The sequence below is a fragment of the Prevotella veroralis genome (genome assembly GCF_018127765.1).
GTDB classification, from domain to species: domain Bacteria; phylum Bacteroidota; class Bacteroidia; order Bacteroidales; family Bacteroidaceae; genus Prevotella; species Prevotella veroralis.
Genome location: NZ_CP072331.1, coordinates 874,899 through 892,828, shown reverse-complemented (window position 1 = coordinate 892,828; position 17,930 = coordinate 874,899). Strand labels below are relative to the sequence as shown.

Below are 17,930 nucleotides of genomic sequence, written 5' to 3'. Positions count from 1 at the left end.
GACATTTGGTAGGCTGAAACCTCTCGGAATTCTTTTATTTACTACCTTTGCAGCATTTGAAAACCTATGAATAAAAAAACTGTATCTTCTGTAATAGCTCAAATGTTAAAAAGAATGGGCATCAACGTTCTGTTCAGATGTATTCCTGCAAGGATTGTGGTAGACAATTTCAAGGTGGTCTGCGTATAAATAATATTTCTCTATGTAATGACTATCTGACGGCAAATCGAACGATATCTGATCTATCCACTCTTTATAAATGTTCAGAGCGAACCATACGACGTAGGTTGAGCTTAGTGGTAGATAGCTTTACTGCTACTTACCCCAAATCTGCAGTAATAATATTGGATACAACATACTTTTCCAGGACATTTGGTGTGATGCTTTTTCAGGATGCTTCATCAGGCAAAATACTCTATCGCAAGTTTGTCAAAAACGAAACTAACAGAGATTATCTTGATGGACTTTGGTATATTGCGGAACGTGGAACTATGATAAAAGCAGTGGTGTGTGATGGGCATATAGGACTTTTACAAGCTATAAGTTTCTGTCCCGTACAAATGTGTCAATTTCACCAATTTCAGATAGTTAGAAGACTCCTTACTAACAACCCACATTTGCCTGCAGGCGTTGAACTATTGGCATTAATGAGAAGGATGTTCTATATGAAAAAAGAAGAGTTTATAACCGCTTTTGATAAATGGTGTGATAAATGGAAAGAGTTCCTAAATGAACGAACTCTCCTAATCTCGGGTAAGACAACTTATACACACAGAAGACTGAGAACGGCAAGACGTTCTATTAAGACACATCTGCCATGGCTCTATACGTGCGAGCAGCATCCAGATATACAAATACCTAATACAACAAACCTGTTGGAAGGATTTAACTCACAACTTAAAAGAGCACTGCATAATCATAATGGATTGAATGAAGCTAACAAGAAGATGTTTATAGATGGATTCATAAATACAAAAAAGTAGGCTGGAATAACCAGCCTACCAAATGTCCATTACGCCAAAAATGTGAAGGTCGGATAATGATTATCGTTTTTTTCTTGTAAATTTGTAGACCTTTAAGTCGGGATGATAAGTTGGTTCCGATAAAGCAAACAAAGTTTAATCCTATACATATTATATAATAAGACGATGATAACTGATCAGACTCACGAGAAACTAAAGCAAATAAAACAATCATTCCGCCTGTTGATGAATGGTGTGGCTTCACAGTCAATGCGCGAGAAAGGGGTTTCTTATAAGATAAATTGGGGTGTCCCTGTGCCTGAACTGCAAAAGATGGCGGTAGAATATGGCAAAGATTATGATTTAGCCATTGAACTTTGGAAAGAAGACATACGTGAGTGTCAAGTGCTGGCAACACTGATTATGCCTGCTGAACGAATGTCGGAAGATCTTGTGGACGTATGGATGGAGCGTTTACACACGCAGGAAATGGCAGAGCTATTGGCCTTTAATCTTCTTCAACATCTTAATTTTGCTCCTTCATTGGCATATCAATGGATAGCATCTGATAAGGATATGTATCAACTTTGTGGTTATCAGTTGTTAGCAAGATTGTTTGCCAAAGGTATGGAACCTAACGAGCGTGGTATTAATGAGTTTCTTGATCAGGTACATACGACGCTTGCCGGTAATAATTTAGCACTGAAGCATGCTGCTTTTAACTGTGTCTTAAACTTCTGTGAATTAAGTGAAGAGATGGAGATAATTGCAAAGAAAGCTCTGTCCGACCTTGATCTCCTTTGAAACCCTATATTGTTTAAAAATAGAAAGAGCCGATACATTAATTAATGTACCGGCTTTTAAAATTATTTATCTCCGTCTGTTGGATTTTACCAAACAGTCTTTTAATGGAATACTAATTTCCTCCTCCTTTCCTTCTTACTAATCAAGGTCTATCTTCTTAGATACAATCAAGACCTCTGCAAGTACTGCTGCAACGATTGTTGCAATACCAAATGTCAACATAATATTGTCCTTTCTTCTTTTGTGCGAAGCCCCTTTGGCTCTGCGGTTATTACTTAATTCTACTTGAAATTCATTGCAAAGGTACGATTATTGTATAATACTTTTAAGCCATAAAGTATAAATATTAAATTCTTAGCCGTATTCTTGACTTTAATCAAATAGGTTGATTATCATCAAAAATATAATCTAAGTGGATAAAAAATAGAACTTTTTTCTGGTTTTATTAATTGGAAGGGTGTATCTTTGCAACGAGTTGTGTTTAAGATAACAAATGATTATGAACAAGCTAATTGCAATGAACAAGGAATTCGATAGCAGTATAGATGCTCGTTTCCTACAGATTCAGAACGCACGTCGTGAGGCTCTTGCTCGTAAGGCAAAGCGTAACTAAAAGAATGTAACGTGCGCATTGGGCATCTCAGAAACAGGTTTGAAGTTGATGTGATCGCCAACAAGATTAAAGAAGAAGCATACAAGCAAAATGAAAGGAAACCTTGTTGAAGTTAATTCAACAAGGTTTCCTTTCATTTTAATATTATATATCAAGGTGAAGAGATGACCTAAAAGTCATCATCATCACCAACCTCTTCCGCCTGTATTTCTAACTCTTCTGGATTTGTGTCGAAAGTGGTGCGATAACTTTCCTCCGTCAACTTATCATCATCGAAGTCGTCATCGTCATCATCTACAGATGATTTTTCATCTTTCGGCAAGTCCTCCTCATCATCTAAATTATCAAAGTTATCATCATCATCTTGCTCCTCTGGTTGAGAGAACTTAATATGATTGAGAGTTGTCATAGGCTTCTCTTTCGCAAAGATAGCCTCTGTCCATGAACCTTTTGAAATCTCTAAGACTTCAAAACCATCAGAAGTCTTCTTGTCATACAAACCTCCTGGTTTCTTGAGGCGAGCTGTAGGTAGGGTAGTTGTACTAATGTCGAAACCACTCTGGATAATATCCTGTACACTTTGAGGAAGGCTTTCCCAGCCACCACCGAAATTGCGTTCCAGCACTTCGATGAGCTTTTGGGCTGAGATATGATGTATATTTTCCCATGTTAAATCAGTGATTCTGAGGATTGGTTTCTTCTTCAATGCCCACTTAACAACAGTACTTTCATCAAGTCTAATAGTACCTACTTGATATCCACGATCCTCATACTTCTTTATGACTTCAGGCTTATCTACCTTTACTTCTTCGATTGTAAAGGCACTTTTAAGCACGTCAATGTAGTGGTGCTCGTTATCCTTAAGGTCTGCATCACGCTCTGCTTGTGCCCAAAGACGGAAGACATCGCTCTCCTGAATGTCCCAAACATTACTTTTCGTAAGATTCTTCAATGATAATGATTGTCCTTTTTGCTTCATATATATTACTCTTTCAATTTGCTTTTGGGGGGTTCTCTGCAACGGAACTAAGCCCTTCATATTGGTTGCAAAAGTATAGACTAAAACGTAAACCTCCAAACTTTTTCACAAAAAAGATTTATCTCTAAGATGAAAAAGAGGCTCTTGTAAATTCTTTAAACGTAGGAATAGATCCACACCTAATGACTATCACAATAAGAAAAAATAATCTCCTTTTGGTAAAGAGGCGCTTTTTAAAAGTAATGGCAATTATGATAAACAGAGGCAAGAAACGTCCTTGTTTATTGCTTTAGGATAATCATTGTTGAGGATAAGGGGCTGTTTTTTAAAAAAGAATATGTAATTTTGCGGCTGATTTAATTATACCATTGATTAGAGGTGATACGTTTCTATATCTGACACAAGGTTTCCGCCAAGTGAAGTAAATAGATTATTATCATCTGACGAAATACTGTGGTCAGATCGTGAAGCTATGTTATAAAAGTAAACAAAATGCTTTTATCAGATGGTAAAGCTATCTTATTAAAAGTAAACAAAATACTTTTATCAGATGGTAAAGCTATCTTATTAAAAGTAAACAGGACACTTTTATCAGATGGTAAAACTATCTTATTAAAAGTAAACAGGATACTTTTGTCAGATGGTAAAGCTATCTTATTAAAAGTAAACAGGATACTTTTGTCAGATGATGGAATATGTCTTCAAAAACAAACAAAATACTTTTGTCAGATGGTGATGACATATCTTTAAAAGTAAATATAGAACTTTTTTGAATCAAGATGATACATTTTATTAATATTAAAAAGACTTTCCAACAAACCAAGATGATGAACTTATCGTTACAAATGAAGGCTAATAAAAATGATAGCAGACATTCAGCTATGAGGTTGATTACCATTTGCCTTTGTGTGATATTATCGCTTTGTACAGAGGCGCACGCCGATAATATTACTCCTAAAGAGGCTCTCCAGATTGCAAAAAGATATGTTCGTGTAGACAAAAAGACACAGAGGAAGATTCTTACCAGAACTTCTTCTGCGTCCCAATCGAGCTTCTCTCAGAAGCAAGGAACTACACCTTATTATATATATAACGATTCTAAAGGCAACGGATTCGTAATTGTTGCAGGCAATGATGCCATGGGGCAAGTGTTAGCCTATAGCCATGAAGGAGTGATAGATACAACCCGTTTGAATCCTGAAGTAGCTTATTTACTTCATGAATACCGCCAAGTTTACAAAGAACTCAATAGCAATCAGAAGCTATCAACAGCGGCAGCAGTATCCCAATCTATCGCTTCGAAGAATGAAGTGAAGCCCCTCCTCCATTCTCATTGGAGCCAAGAAGAACCTTATAATAAGTACACTGGTTATTACACGGGGTGCGTTGCTACGGCAGTGGCACAAGTGATGTTCTACCATAAATGGCCACTCGTGGGAAGAGGCCAGCATACATATACCACGAGAATTGACCAACAGCAACGTTCTGCAGACTTCTCCAAATCAACCTACCAGTGGCTCAATATGGATAATGACTATCGATATGGTCAATACAACGAAACGCAAGCCAATGCCGTTGCTCACCTAATGAGTGACGTTGGAATAGCGGTTAACATGCAGTATTCCCCTAGTGGAAGTGGAACCCAGGATGGCAATGCCTTGAATGCTCTCCGTGAGTATTTTAACTATGACGCAACGATAATTACCAAAGCAGATGAGGGTCCTTACCATTTCACGGAGATAATTAAGAACGAATTACGTAACGGTTTTCCGCTATACATATCGGGTAGTCCTGGTGGCGGCAGAAGCGGTCATGCGTGGGTGGCTGACGGCTTCGATCGTGACGACTTGATACACATGAACTTTGGTTGGGGCGGTAATGCTGATGGCTATTATTCGTTGAAAGCACTGAATCTGACCACCTCTGGCAAGGAATTCAGCGGTAGAGCCTTGAGTTTTGGCAAGCAGTTAGTCATCATTCTCGCCCACCCCAATAAGGAAGGAGTTGCCAAGATTGATTATAACCTACGTGAGGATGCCCCCAACATAGCCTTTAACAACGAGGCAGATATGCACTTTGTTGGTAATGAGCCAACTGCTTTAGAGAAGTGCCAAATAGCTTATAAGAACTTTACAAACCAAAGTACAACACCGTTCCAAGGCGACTTTGGTATTGGAATCTACGATGAGAAAGGAAAGAGTATAGCTGTTTTTCCATCTGATACTCACGATAAGGGAGGCTATACAAAGGAGTATTTTAAGGCGAACGAGGGCAAGATTGTTTCCGGAGGACTTGTCTTCCAAGATATCAACTTCACCATTGATTTAACCCAACTCACCGATGGATTATACAATCTCTCACCTATTGCCTGCACTCGAAAAGACGATGGCGAATGGGGCAAATGGGTAAAGATTAAGAAGGCACCTCGCTATGTTTTCGAGGTCAAGGATGGTAAAATCACCTATCGTGAAAAGCCTTCCGTGGATGCGTCCTTCCAGTTTGCTACGATGCCAACAACCGATGATAAGCTACAGACAGGCAGTGAGGCTAAGCTCCATCTTGCCATCAAAAAGCTCTTTGCAAGACCTTTCGATGGCAAGATCCGATTAGACTTCTTGGATGCTAGCAACCAGTCTGTTTATACGCATACAACCAAGAGTGTCGACTTTGAAGACTTCGTTACAACCCGCTTGACATTGACCCTTTCCCTCCCAGATGACCTCCCTTCCGGGCGTTACCGACTGCGCGCAACGATCATTAACGACTATAGTGATGAAACGTGCCAGGTGCGTGATGCCAATCAGAACGAGTCTTGTTATGTTGAAGTTGTAAAGGTGGAACGCCCCAAGGAACTCCTTTCTGGTGTGGTCGGATTCGTCCAAAATAATGCAGAAGAGTCTATCGAGGGGCTTAATATAGATGTGAAACGAGAGGGACTCTTCAAAGTTGGATGTGTTATCTACGCCAATAAAAACGTTGATTACAATGGATCTATCACCTTAACGCTTGTAGATACCAAGACAAATGAGCATATTTCCTTACCCAGCTATCCGAAGCCAATCAACCTTGCTAAGGCTTCCGATGGCGTTACCATTACGAGTGGATGGCTGAAAGCAAGTGACATAAAACTCATTAATCATCATCTATATCGCTTAGCACTCATCGCCAATATTGATGGAGAAGAGCAGGATTTATTGCCAAGGAAGGCTACTCCCCTACTCGTCTCAATCATCAATGGACCTAACAATGATGTGCCTAATGCTATTGACGAACTGCATACAACCAGTCAAATGAGATATGTGGACGGTCAGTTGGAGATAATTCAAACAGACTTGAAATACGTTGACATCTACACGATGAATGGCTTACATCTCCTCCATAAAGCGGCTGCCGAAAGTAATAGAATCGCTTTCCCATTAGCTCCATCAGCCTATATTATAAAGGTGACAACCGATAAGGGCAGTTACACAAAGAAGCTGCTTGGCAATTAAACGAAGCCTTATAATTCCCATGTTAAAGCCATTGACCGCCTTTACACATCAAACAATAAGAATAATGGAAACGACAGATTTGCAATATCCAAACGAAGAGAAGTTCAAGAGTGATTTGGTAAACTATCTGCAAGAACGTGGTCTTGTGGATGAGATGTTACCCAATGCACCAGATATTGAAGAGAAGTGGCAGGGGATTGCCGAAGCCTATCTTCCTGATGGAATAAAGGAGTTTTCGGCTTATCCCACCGTATCATTAGGTTGGATGATGTATGTTGGTATGGCGATTGCCAAGTATTGGGATGAAGATTGGGAACTATATAATAAGGTGGAAAACCTCTACACCTATCTTCGTAATCGTATTGATTATGACCACATGGACGACTATATTTGTGAGAAAGTCTTACTCCTTTCTACCGAAGACCATCAGCAACTAACAACCATCGTGGGTGAGTGTGCAGCTCGAACGAACAACCTTCTCCATCACCTCAGATTAGCTCCTGGCAGTCCAGAAGCCTTCCACTCATACGTAGCTGCGCTCCATCAACTTTATTATATAGGTGCTGCTGTGCAGTTGAAGCGTATGGGGTATCACATGAGGAAGATGTAAATAGAAGCCTCCCCAAGCCCCTTTTTAATTCAAAATTCAAAGTTCACAATTCAAAATTATGATTAGGTAGAGTTGACGAGTGGACTGGTTAATAAGTAGACAGGTTATTTGTTCAGTGCAATAGAGCACCACGATGTAGGGAAGGATGCCCTCGTTGGAAACCCCACTCAGCCTCCCCTAAGGGGAGGAGTACCTCACGGAAGGTAGTCAGGAAAGGACTGGGCGGTGTGTAACGAGGCACTGCCTCATTAGCTGGAACGGCAAGACTAAAAACAAGGAAACGCCCTCTTCACTTTGAAGAAGGCGTTTCCTTATTATGAAGAAAGCCTCTCTTTGATACAAAGGAACGCCCTCCTTAAATGGAAAAGATACAAACCTGTAGGGACAGATGCCCTCGTCTGTCCGCAAAAAGAGTAGATACTTACGGACAGACGAGGGCATCTGTCCCTACATTATGATATTGTTTTCTTATGCAAATAGTACTATCTCCTAATATTTTTTGTACCTTTGCTGTTCAAAAGGTAATAGGTATATGGCAATCAAAGCAGCATTCTTCGATATCGACGGGACATTGGTCTCGTTCACTACTCATCAAATTCCTCCATCCACTATAAGGGCTATTGAACAGGCAAAGGAGCATGGCGTAAAGATCTTCATATCAACAGGTCGACCTGTCGCCATCATCAATAACATCGATGCAATCCGTCATCTCATAGACGGATACATCACTTTTAATGGTGCGCGAACGTTCATTGGCGATGAAGATATTACATTGATGCCTATTCCTGAGGCTGAAGTTCGACTCATGATAGCCGATGCCAAGGAACGAGATTACGCTGTTGTGGTGTGCGGAAGGGATGATATTGGCATCTACAACCACTCTAAGATTTACGAAGATGTGTTTGTTAAGGGCTTGAAAGTGACGAATATTGATGTGCATAAACCCATAGAGCCAATGCTTGATAAGCCTGTCTTACAATTAACGCCTTTTTTCCGTGTAGAGGAGGAAGCTACCATTTTGCCCGCAATGAAGCATTGTATCTCTGCCCGTTGGAACCCTCTTTTTACTGACATCACCGTCAAAGGTGCCGATAAGGGGAGTGCGCTCTTGAAGTTGGCAGCACATATCGGACTCGAACCGAGCGAGTGTGTCGCTTTTGGAGATGGCGGGAACGACATGAGCATACTCCGTGCAGCAGGCATCGGAGTGGCTATGGGCAATGCAAATGAGGAGGTTCAGGCTGCCGCCGATTATATCACAACGAGCGTTGATGAGGATGGTATCCGCAACGCTTTCATACACTTTAATATAATAGAAGAGTAATGTCAAATAAGATAGAACGTACTTCGCAGGAGAAGAGAACAGCCTTTGTTGTTGTCTTCACTTTCGTTATGATGTTGGCAGAAGTGGTCGTTGGACTCCTCTCCCACTCGATGGCTCTCTTTGCAGATGGCGTTCACATGGGATCACATGTACTTGTCATCGGTTTGAATTGGGCTGCCTACGTATTGGTGAGGCACCTTGAGAGCAAGGGAACAAGGCTATACGACTCGGATAAGATACTGAATTTATCGGCTTTTACAAGCGGTATCTTCCTTATCTTAATGGCTATTTTTATTATTGTCGAAGCCGTCGAACGACTCTCTTCCCACGTAGGAATACTCAATTACGAGTTTGCTCTTGGCACTGCAATCGTGGGCTTGATTGCTAATACCATCAGTGCTTCTGTGCTCCACGGACACGATGGTACGACCGATTATAACAGTCGGGCAGCCTATCTCCATGTACTTTCTGATGCCTTAACAGAGATTGGTGCAATCATTGGTTTACTATGTGCAATGTTCTGGAACATCACTTGGATTGATTCATTGGTAGCCGTTGTGAGTGCGATAGTAGTGCTCCGTTGGGCAAAGCGATTGCTTTGGGACACAGGTAGAGCATTGACTAAGTGTTAATAGAGAGGCTTCTTAACTGGCGAGCAAAACCTTATTAATCATCAACGAACATAGTAAATAAGACGTCCCTCACTGGTTACTCCCTCTATAATAAGGTGGTAACCCGATTCTAAAAGAGCAGGGAGAGCAATCTTAAAAGACGTTCCGCGCATGACAGGTTGCCAATAGGCTGTATGCGAATTGGGCGTATAAGGCGTTGGAGTTTGATAGCCAAGAGTGGTGAAAGTCTTGGTATTTGTGAGTGGAACCGACGTCACATTATAGTTCCCCTTCTTAGTTGATATAGAGATAACTCCCATCCCTCCGGCTGTTCCCCATAGTACTGTTGAACCCGTCTTAAACACATCTACGCGTTCAACATCAGCCATCTGGATATTGTCTAAATCATAGTCTTCATTCGCAAAGATACCATCCACGGCAATAGCCGCAGGATGCCTGCCTTCAATAGTCATAGCTCCACGAACGTAACACTTACCGAACTCGACCGTTACACCGGGCACTCTCCGCAACAACTCATGCAGACATGTGGCACCAATGTCCTCTATGTCGCGCAGACCAAACGAATAATCGGCTGTGCGGGCGTATGCATCTGAACGCGAAGCATAGCTCGGTCGGTGACTGAACACATGTATTTCGTCCAGCTTAATACTCCCATCTGTGACCGTCAAAGGCGCTTCCGTGGCAAGAGAATCATTATCGCTAAGCCATTTAAAAGGCGGTAATGAAGATGCAAAAGACGGATAGCTGTCCTCGTCCAAATAGAGCTTCACCCATCCTTTACCAGCCTTCGTGAAAGCATTGAGTACGTATTGCGTGCCATCAGGATAGTCCATTCCATCGAAGACGAATTGCCCTTTTTCGTCGGTTTTAACGGCTGCGCAGAATCCACGATTAGGCGAGATGAGATTGACCACGCCCCCTTTAATGGGTCTGTGACCTATGAGTGTCTCCACTTTCCCACGTATCTGTGCTGTCGTTTCTACCTTTACTAATGGTTGTTGATACTGTTTCTTCAAGACATCCGATAGGTTATATCGCTGCCAGAGATGGTTTCTTATGAAGCCGTCAAGCCTTGGATCGTTCAGTAAAGAGGCTGGTTGCTCTAAGGAGTAACGTGTGTCTTCATCTATCAAGAGGTGAGACAGGATATTAGAATATCCATCCCTATTCTCCTTGGGTAGGCTCTTCACGAGGCGGACAGCAACGTCCATCGTCTCATCGGGATGGAGGTCAGGGGCGGTGATAAGGCATGGGAGGGTTCCATTCGTTGCTTGTGAAGTGCTATCAAGACTAACTTTTAGGGTGCAAAACTCTTTTTTCTGATTGATAAAACATTGCTGTTCACTGAGCTTATTAAGGTCTGAATCCAACAATACAAACGAATGAATCCCATCTTGATTGAAGTCTTTTAGAGGGAAGACAAGGGCGGTATGGGGGCTTACTTTCGCAAAGTAGAAAGGTACGGAACGGCAGTGTCCCAACAACCAAAGTTCTCTTTTAGCAGCAAGGAGGCTATCCTTTATAGATACTCTAACCTTATCTTTTAACCTATTGATTGTTATGTAGTTATCATAAATTACTTCTATACTATCTTGAAGATTGTTATCAAATGCAGAAAGGAGCTCTCCCGTTCCACCAATAAAAATACTCTTCGTACTTTCATAGCCCTCTACATTCGTCATATTACGGGTGTAGGCGCGCAGGAGATAACGCCCTTTGGCAGCGTTATCGGGTATGTCGATATAACCTGTGAACGTTTGTTGGTTTTGCAGAAGGCGGATGCGTCGAATGGTAACACGCTCTGGATTGATCAATTCAACATATACATACTGGCTCATGTCAGTAGGTTGATGTGTGATAGCATTCACTACGAAGACACGTAAAGAGATTCGTTGCCCTGCTTGATAACAATTCGCATCCGTGCAAACGTAGGTTTTCTCTTGTGGAAATACATTCGCCTGATGGATAAAAGGGGCATAGAGCGCATTGCTTGTCTGCGCTGATAAGGACAGAGCGAATAGAAGTGCAAGGTATGAGAGTATTATCTTTTTCATCATTCAAGCGCATTGTTTGTAGTTGACAGGACAAATATAGTAAATAAAATTGGATTCCTTTTGCTCTTCAAAAGATTTATGTCTTTGTTACAAGTAAATTTTAGTAATTTTGCAGGTAATAATGTGTGGAAGGTGAGAAAAGTACCTTCTGTGATGGAAAAGAAAGTAAAAAGCAACAATGATATACCCTAAGAACTTTGAACAAAAGATTGGTTTCAGTGAGGTGAGAGCCTTGCTTCGTGCTCGTTGTCTGTCCCCCTTGGGGAAAGAACGTGTAGATGGAATGGCGTTCTCAACCGATGTTAACGAGGTAAACAGGTGGTTGGAAGAGATAAGGGAGTTCCGTCGTGTACAGGAAGGACAGGATGATTTCCCACTTGATAACTTCTTTGATGTGCGTGAGAGCGTGTCCCGCATCCGTTTAGAGGGCACGCACATGGAGGTAGAAGAGCTTTTCGACCTAAAGAGATCACTGGAAACTATCATTGCAATCGTTGCTTTCTTGAGTCGCGGTGAGGCAACGGAGCAAGGAGAGATAAAGCACTTTTATCCTGCTTTATACGACTTGGCGGATGGGATTGCGACTTTCCCACTATTGGTACAACGCATTTCGCAAATCATAGATAAGTTCGGTAAGATGCGCGACAATGCGTCACCTGAATTGCTCCAGATACGTCGGGAGTTGGCAAGAACAGAGGGAAGTATATCTCGAACACTATACAGTATCTTGCGTTCGGCACAAGGAGAAGGACTCGTGGAAAGGGATGTTACACCTGCAATACGTGATGGTCGTCTGGTAATACCAGTAGCTCCTGGATTGAAGCGAAAGATCTCTGGCATTGTTCATGATGAGAGTGCGACGGGTAAAACGGTGTATATTGAACCAACAGAAGTCGTTGAGGCTAATAACAGAATACGTGAGTTGGAGAGCGAGGAACGGCGAGAAATGATCCGAATACTCACTGACTTCGCTAAGAAAATGCGCCCTAATGTGCGTGAGATCATCGATTCCTATAGTCTCATGGCAGCGATCGACTTCATCAGAGCAAAGGCTGAGTTGGCTCGTTACTTCAAGGCTTTTGAACCAGAGGTAAAGGCTGATCCGCATATAGACTGGATTCGCGCGATACACCCACTATTACAACTCTCATTGGAAAGAAAGGACAAGGAGCGATTAAGTCGTTCGTTACCAGCAGAAGAGAAAACAACGATCTCGGAAGAAGAGGATGTAACGGGAAACGTGCCAGCAAGCGTTGTTCCACTTGATATTCAGCTAACGGAAGACAAGCACCTGTTGGTTATCTCGGGTCCAAACGCAGGTGGTAAGTCAGTGTGTTTGAAGACAGTTGGCTTGCTTCAATATATGCTTCAATGTGGCTTATCAATACCTGTTAGCGATCGTTCCACTACTGGTCTCTTCTCCGATATAATGATAGATATAGGCGATGAACAGAGTATTGAAAATGACTTGAGTACGTATTCTTCACACCTGATGAATATGAAGGTGATGATGAGACAAGCCTCTGATAAGACCTTGATACTTATTGATGAGTTTGGCACGGGGACGGAGCCTCAGATTGGAGGGGCCATTGCGGAAGCTGTGTTAAAGCAGTTTTGGGAGAAGCACGCATGGGCTGTTATCACCACACACTACCAAAACCTTAAGCACTTCGCAGAGGCTCATCCAGGTACAGTCAATGGTGCCATGCTTTACGACAGACATGAGATGCGACCTTTATTCCAGCTTGCTATCGGTAGACCCGGTAGCTCATTTGCAATAGAGATAGCCCGCAAGACAGGTATTCCAGAGGCTGTTATCGAGGATGCCTCATCGATCGTTGGCAGTGATTACATTCGAAGTGATAAGTACTTACAGGACATAGTTAGGGACAAAAGATACTGGGAAGCTAAGAGGCAGATGATACATAGTCAGGAGAAGTCCTTATCGAAGAGTATTGCTCAATATGAGCGTGAGCTTGATGCCTTGGAACAGAGTAGAAAGGATATTCTCAACCGTGCGAAACGACAAGCAGAAGAGCTTATCAAAGAGAGTAACAGGCGTATTGAGAATGCGATCAAAGAGATAAGAGAGAAGCAAGCAGAGAAGGAGGAAACAAAGAGGATACGCCAGGAACTGGCGCAATATGAGGCTGGTTTGATAGAGGAAGATCGGTCGGAGGCATCTGACAAGTCGAATAAGAATAATCTTAAAAATGGTGGTTTGCTTTCTGATGAGGACTTCCAAAAGAGAGTAGATAAGATTAAGAAGCGCAAAGAAAAGCATGAGCAACACCTCAAGACGAAAGCTGAAAAGCAGCAAGTAGCCGCTGAAGCCCTGAAGAATGCAGTGCGTAAACAGCAAAGCGGAGGCGTTATCATGGTTGGTGATAACGTGCGCATCAAAGGCTTGACATCGGTTGGTAAGGTTGAAGCAATTGATGGGAAACAGGCGACAGTCATCTTTGGTGGTATGCGAACAAAGATGTCTATCAGTCGATTAGAGCGTGTGGATGGAGCGACGCTACAGCAGGAACAGAAGCAATTTCAGGCTTTTAACTATAGTAGGGAGACCCGTGAAACCATCGATAAGCACCGTAATCAGTTCCACCAAGAGCTCGATGTGCGTGGTATGAGGGCTGACGAAGCATTGAATCAAGTGCAACATTTCATCGATGATGCTATCCTCGTTGGGGCAAGTCAAGTGCGTATCTTACATGGAAAAGGTAATGGTATCTTGCGTCAACTCATACGTCAATACCTCGGAACAGTGCCTAATGTGACGAATTATCACGATGAACACGTACAATTCGGAGGTGCTGGAATCACCGTAGTAGAGCTTTAAAGCTGGGCAGTCCACCTTATATAATAATACAACTCATCGGTATTCACAATGTCACCGAGTACCAAACAATAATAAAAACAGATGTACGTTTATATGATAATATGGGTTATCTAAGGCTTTTACATATCTTTGGTACACAACAGAAAAGCGTTGTCATGGCTATTAGTATTCTATTGATACTTAGTTCATGTGGCGCAGATCGCAATATAAAGAAAGGTGACAAGTACCTTTCCATGGGTGAGTATTATAATGCCGCAACACAGTTTAAGACTGCTTACCAGCGTACCCCACCTAAGGAGAGACGGCAACGTGGGCTCATCGCAACGAAGTTAGCAGCGTGTTATGACCGCATTTCGTCTTATCAAAGTGCGATAGCTGCCTACCGAAATATCATCCGTTATAAACAAGATAATGGTGAAACGCATAAAAAACTGGCTGACAATCTGATGAAGAATGGTAGTTACAGGGAGGCTATAAAGGAATATCAAATAGCTTTGGATTCGTTACTTGGCAACCAACTCATCATTCAGAGCCTTGAAGCAGCTACTTTGGCAACACAAACGAAGGAGTTGGGTTCGAAGTACATAGTCAAGCGGATGGATGTATTTAACTCTCGTCGGCAGGATTACTCACCAATGCTTTATGGCGACAAGTTCGATCAGCTCTATTTCTCCTCGACTCGCAATGATGCACAAGGAGACGATATCAGCGGTATTACTGGTGCTAAAGCGGGTGACATCTTCATAAGTGAAAAGGACGACAAAGGCAAGTGGAGCGTACCTCAGGATATAGCTTCTGGACTCAACACAGACGCTGATGAGGGTACACCAGCATTCTCTGTGGATGGCAGAGAGATGTATATTACACAATGCTTAACGGATCCCACTTATCCTCGATATGCCCAGATCGCCGTGAGCAACCGCACGGATGCAGCGTGGAGTAAGGCTACTAAGCTCGAAATCAGTCGTGACTCGCTGTCGAGTTTCGCACATCCAGCCCTCTCACCAGACGGTAATTGGCTTTATTTCACCAGTGACATGCCAGGCGGAAAAGGTGGTCTTGACATCTGGAGAGTGCGCCTTAGCGGTGGAACCACTGGTGGTGTTGAGAACCTCGGAGAGCCTATCAACACCTCAGGAGACGAAGAGTTTCCAACCTTCCGACCCAACGGTGACCTCTACTTCTCTAGTAATGGACATGGAGGAATGGGCGGTTTAGACATCTATATAGCAAAGGTTGGTGACGACCATCACTATCATTTAGAGCATCCGGGATACCCTCTTAATTCACAGGGAGACGACTTTGGTATGACATTCGAGGGTCGATACAACCGCGGATTCTTCTCTTCTAATCGTAACGATGGGCGCGGTTGGGATCATATCTATAGTTTTGAACTCCCCGAAGTGATACAGACTATCAAGGGATGGGTATATGAGATGGATGGTTACGAACTACCTGCAGCACAGGTATTCATGGTTGGTGACGATGGAACTAACAAGAAGTTGGCTGTCAAGGGAGATGGTTCTTTTGAGCAGGAGATACGTCCGGGCGTCAATTACGTACTACTTGCAACCTGTAAAGGATACTTAAATCATAAGGAAGAGATACATGTTTCACCTGTTGGAGAGTCCAAGGAGTACACGCTCCAGTTCCCTCTTGCCGGCATTAACGTACCTGTCTTGATTGATAACATCTTCTATGACTTTGACAAAGCGACGCTTCGACCAGAGTCCGAAAAGGCTTTGGACGATCTCGTTAAGCTCCTTAACGAGAATCCAAACGTAACGATTGAACTCTCAGCACACACTGATTGCATCGGATCTGCCGATTACAACAAACGCTTATCACAGCGTCGTGCGGATGCAGTAGTGGCTTATCTCACCGCACATGGGATTGCGCAAGACCGCTTGACACCTGTTGGTTATGGTAAGGAACGCCCTAAAAAGATCAGAAAGAAGCTCACGGAGAAGTACAACTGGCTGAAGGAAAACGATGTTCTGACCGAAGACTTCATCAAGAAACTACCAAAGGATAAACAAGAGGTATGCAATCAACTCAATCGTAGAACGGAATTTATTGTTCTTCGAACTACCTATGGCATGTTTGATGAAAAGGGCAATTTAAAACAGAAACCGAAGCCGAAAACAACGCAGAAGAGCGATGATGAATATGAAATCTTCATCGAATAGGCTATTTATCGCCCGATAGTTTGATGTGTAATGATATGGTAAAAGATAAGAATCAACGGCAGGCAGTGGAACAGATCGGCACCTGCCCTATTATATATAAGGTGGAGAATGCCCCCACGTTACCCCCTGCTTTTGTCGACTATACCCGTAAACTCTTTGGGGAGGAATTGTTTGATGTGTTCCTCAAAGGGCTTACCGAACCTGCACCAACCAGTATTCGAAAGAACAGCTATAAGCTATCAGCTACGGAGGAAGTGAACCCTAATCTTCATCCTGAGCCCATTCCATGGTGCAAAGAGGGCTTTTGGCTGGCAGAGCGACCGAACTTTACCTTTGATCCCATGCTTCACACAGGTGTTTACTATGTGCAGGAAGCATCGTCAATGTTCCTCTCTCACGTACTTCGCCATTATGTGAAACACCCCGTAATGGCACTTGATCTCTGTGCAGCACCTGGTGGGAAGACCACTTGCGCACGCTCTTCCCTACCCCAAGGGTCGTTCCTCTTTAGTAATGAACCTATCCCCAAACGTGCCCAAATACTTGCTGAAAATGTACAGAAGTACGGTCATTCGGATGTAATAGTCACCAATAACTACCCAAGGGAATACCAGAAAACGAAACTAACATTCGATGTTATCATCGCAGATGTACCTTGTTCGGGGGAAGGGATGTTCCGTAAAGACCCGCAAGCCATTGCTGAATGGAGCACAACGAACGTTGAGAACTGTTGGAAACTACAGCGTAGTATCATCTCAGATATATGGGATAACCTCAAGCCAGGTGGTCTCCTCATTTACTCCACATGCACTTTCAATGCCCATGAAGACGAAGAGAATGTGGCGTGGATACTTGATGAATATAATGCAGAGTTGCTTCCTGTGCCAACAGAAGAGGCTTGGAATATCACCAGTTCACTGATTGGTAATCCTTCAAAAACGGCTTCTAACTTCCCTGTTTATCGTTTCATCCCTGGTAAGACACGTGGTGAAGGGCTTTTCATGGCGGTTATCCGCAAACGAGGAGAGGATGAAAACTTACAAAAAGAAGTAGCTCTTGACCCCTCAAAAGCCGTTGCCGAGGCAAAAAGACGGCTTCGCATCCTTAGTTACGGAGTAAAGGCAGGAATACAGAAGGGCAAGACCATCATCCCAGACCATACGTTGGCTCTTTCGATAACAGGCGACACTTCCATTTATCCCAATATAGAGGTTGACTACCCCACTGCCATTAGCTATCTTCGACATGAAGCTATCACACTCGGCAGTGAAGTCCCTCGTGGCATTGTCCTCCTTACTTATAAGCACCATAAAATAGGCTTTGCAAAGAACTTAGGGAACCGTGCCAACAACCTTTACCCACAGGAGTGGAGGATAAAAAGCGGATATATTCCCCAAGAGGTAAAGGTCATTACAGAAACAAATAAATAA

At 42.8% G+C, this 17,930-nt stretch carries 11 protein-coding genes and 1 pseudogene; 10 read left to right on the top strand and 2 right to left on the bottom strand.

Annotated features, from left to right (window positions below; translation table 11 throughout):
• Positions 1 to 83 precede the first annotated feature (83 nt).
• From J5A55_RS12615 to J5A55_RS11785, 3 genes and pseudogenes are all read left to right on the top strand, one after another.
• A pseudogene (locus J5A55_RS12615) lies at positions 84 to 131 on the top strand (hypothetical protein); the annotation flags it as partial.
• A gap of 6 nt (positions 132 to 137) precedes the next feature.
• On the top strand, positions 138 to 983 hold the full coding sequence (locus tag J5A55_RS11790; RefSeq protein WP_039851358.1) for an IS256 family transposase, variant Zn-binding type: 846 nt from the start codon (positions 138 to 140) through the stop codon (positions 981 to 983).
• A 168-nt stretch (positions 984 to 1,151) separates the two neighbouring features.
• Positions 1,152 to 1,766: a DNA alkylation repair protein gene (locus J5A55_RS11785; RefSeq protein ID WP_155813770.1), complete on the top strand. Its 615-nt coding sequence runs from the start codon at positions 1,152 to 1,154 to the stop codon at positions 1,764 to 1,766.
• A gap of 782 nt (positions 1,767 to 2,548) precedes the next feature.
• Here J5A55_RS11785 and J5A55_RS11780 read toward each other — a convergent pair.
• On the bottom strand, positions 2,549 to 3,358 hold the full coding sequence (locus tag J5A55_RS11780; protein WP_039851066.1) for a hypothetical protein: 810 nt from the start codon (positions 3,356 to 3,358) through the stop codon (positions 2,549 to 2,551).
• 779 nt (positions 3,359 to 4,137) lie between these two features.
• Here J5A55_RS11780 and J5A55_RS11775 point away from each other — a divergent pair.
• The 4 genes from J5A55_RS11775 to J5A55_RS11760 all read left to right on the top strand — a co-directional run bounded on the left by J5A55_RS11775 (position 4,138) and on the right by J5A55_RS11760 (position 9,415).
• Positions 4,138 to 6,849, top strand: coding sequence for a C10 family peptidase (locus tag J5A55_RS11775; RefSeq protein ID WP_004382096.1), 2,712 nt, complete (start codon positions 4,138 to 4,140; stop codon positions 6,847 to 6,849).
• Positions 6,850 to 6,913: 64 nt separating this feature from the next.
• Positions 6,914 to 7,459: a hypothetical protein gene (locus J5A55_RS11770; RefSeq protein ID WP_039850877.1), complete on the top strand. Its 546-nt coding sequence runs from the start codon at positions 6,914 to 6,916 to the stop codon at positions 7,457 to 7,459.
• A gap of 532 nt (positions 7,460 to 7,991) precedes the next feature.
• Entirely contained in the window at positions 7,992 to 8,783 is a 792-nt protein-coding gene (locus J5A55_RS11765; RefSeq protein ID WP_004382099.1) for a Cof-type HAD-IIB family hydrolase, read from the top strand.
• Complete coding sequence (locus tag J5A55_RS11760; RefSeq protein ID WP_004382100.1) at positions 8,783 to 9,415, top strand: cation diffusion facilitator family transporter; 633 nt, start codon at positions 8,783 to 8,785, stop codon at positions 9,413 to 9,415. The genes J5A55_RS11765 and J5A55_RS11760 overlap by 1 nt, the downstream gene beginning before the upstream one ends.
• Before the next feature lie 41 nt (positions 9,416 to 9,456).
• On the opposite strand, the gene J5A55_RS11755 is transcribed toward J5A55_RS11760, so the two are convergent.
• On the bottom strand, positions 9,457 to 11,472 hold the full coding sequence (locus J5A55_RS11755; protein WP_004382101.1) for a TonB-dependent receptor plug domain-containing protein: 2,016 nt from the start codon (positions 11,470 to 11,472) through the stop codon (positions 9,457 to 9,459).
• Positions 11,473 to 11,647: 175 nt separating this feature from the next.
• On the opposite strand from J5A55_RS11755, the gene J5A55_RS11750 reads away from it, so the two are divergent.
• The 3 genes from J5A55_RS11750 (at position 11,648) to J5A55_RS11740 (ending at position 17,930) form a co-directional block, all read left to right on the top strand.
• Positions 11,648 to 14,311 carry an endonuclease MutS2 gene (locus J5A55_RS11750; protein WP_004382102.1) on the top strand — a complete coding sequence of 888 codons (2,664 nt, stop codon included), beginning with the start codon at positions 11,648 to 11,650 and terminating at the stop codon, positions 14,309 to 14,311.
• 101 nt (positions 14,312 to 14,412) lie between these two features.
• The gene (gene porE, locus J5A55_RS11745; RefSeq protein WP_004382103.1) at positions 14,413 to 16,500 is read left to right on the top strand and encodes a PorE family type IX secretion system protein; all 2,088 of its coding nucleotides are present in this window, start codon (positions 14,413 to 14,415) and stop codon (positions 16,498 to 16,500) included.
• Positions 16,501 to 16,535: 35 nt separating this feature from the next.
• On the top strand, positions 16,536 to 17,930 hold the full coding sequence (locus J5A55_RS11740; RefSeq protein WP_039851067.1) for a methyltransferase RsmF C-terminal domain-like protein: 1,395 nt from the start codon (positions 16,536 to 16,538) through the stop codon (positions 17,928 to 17,930).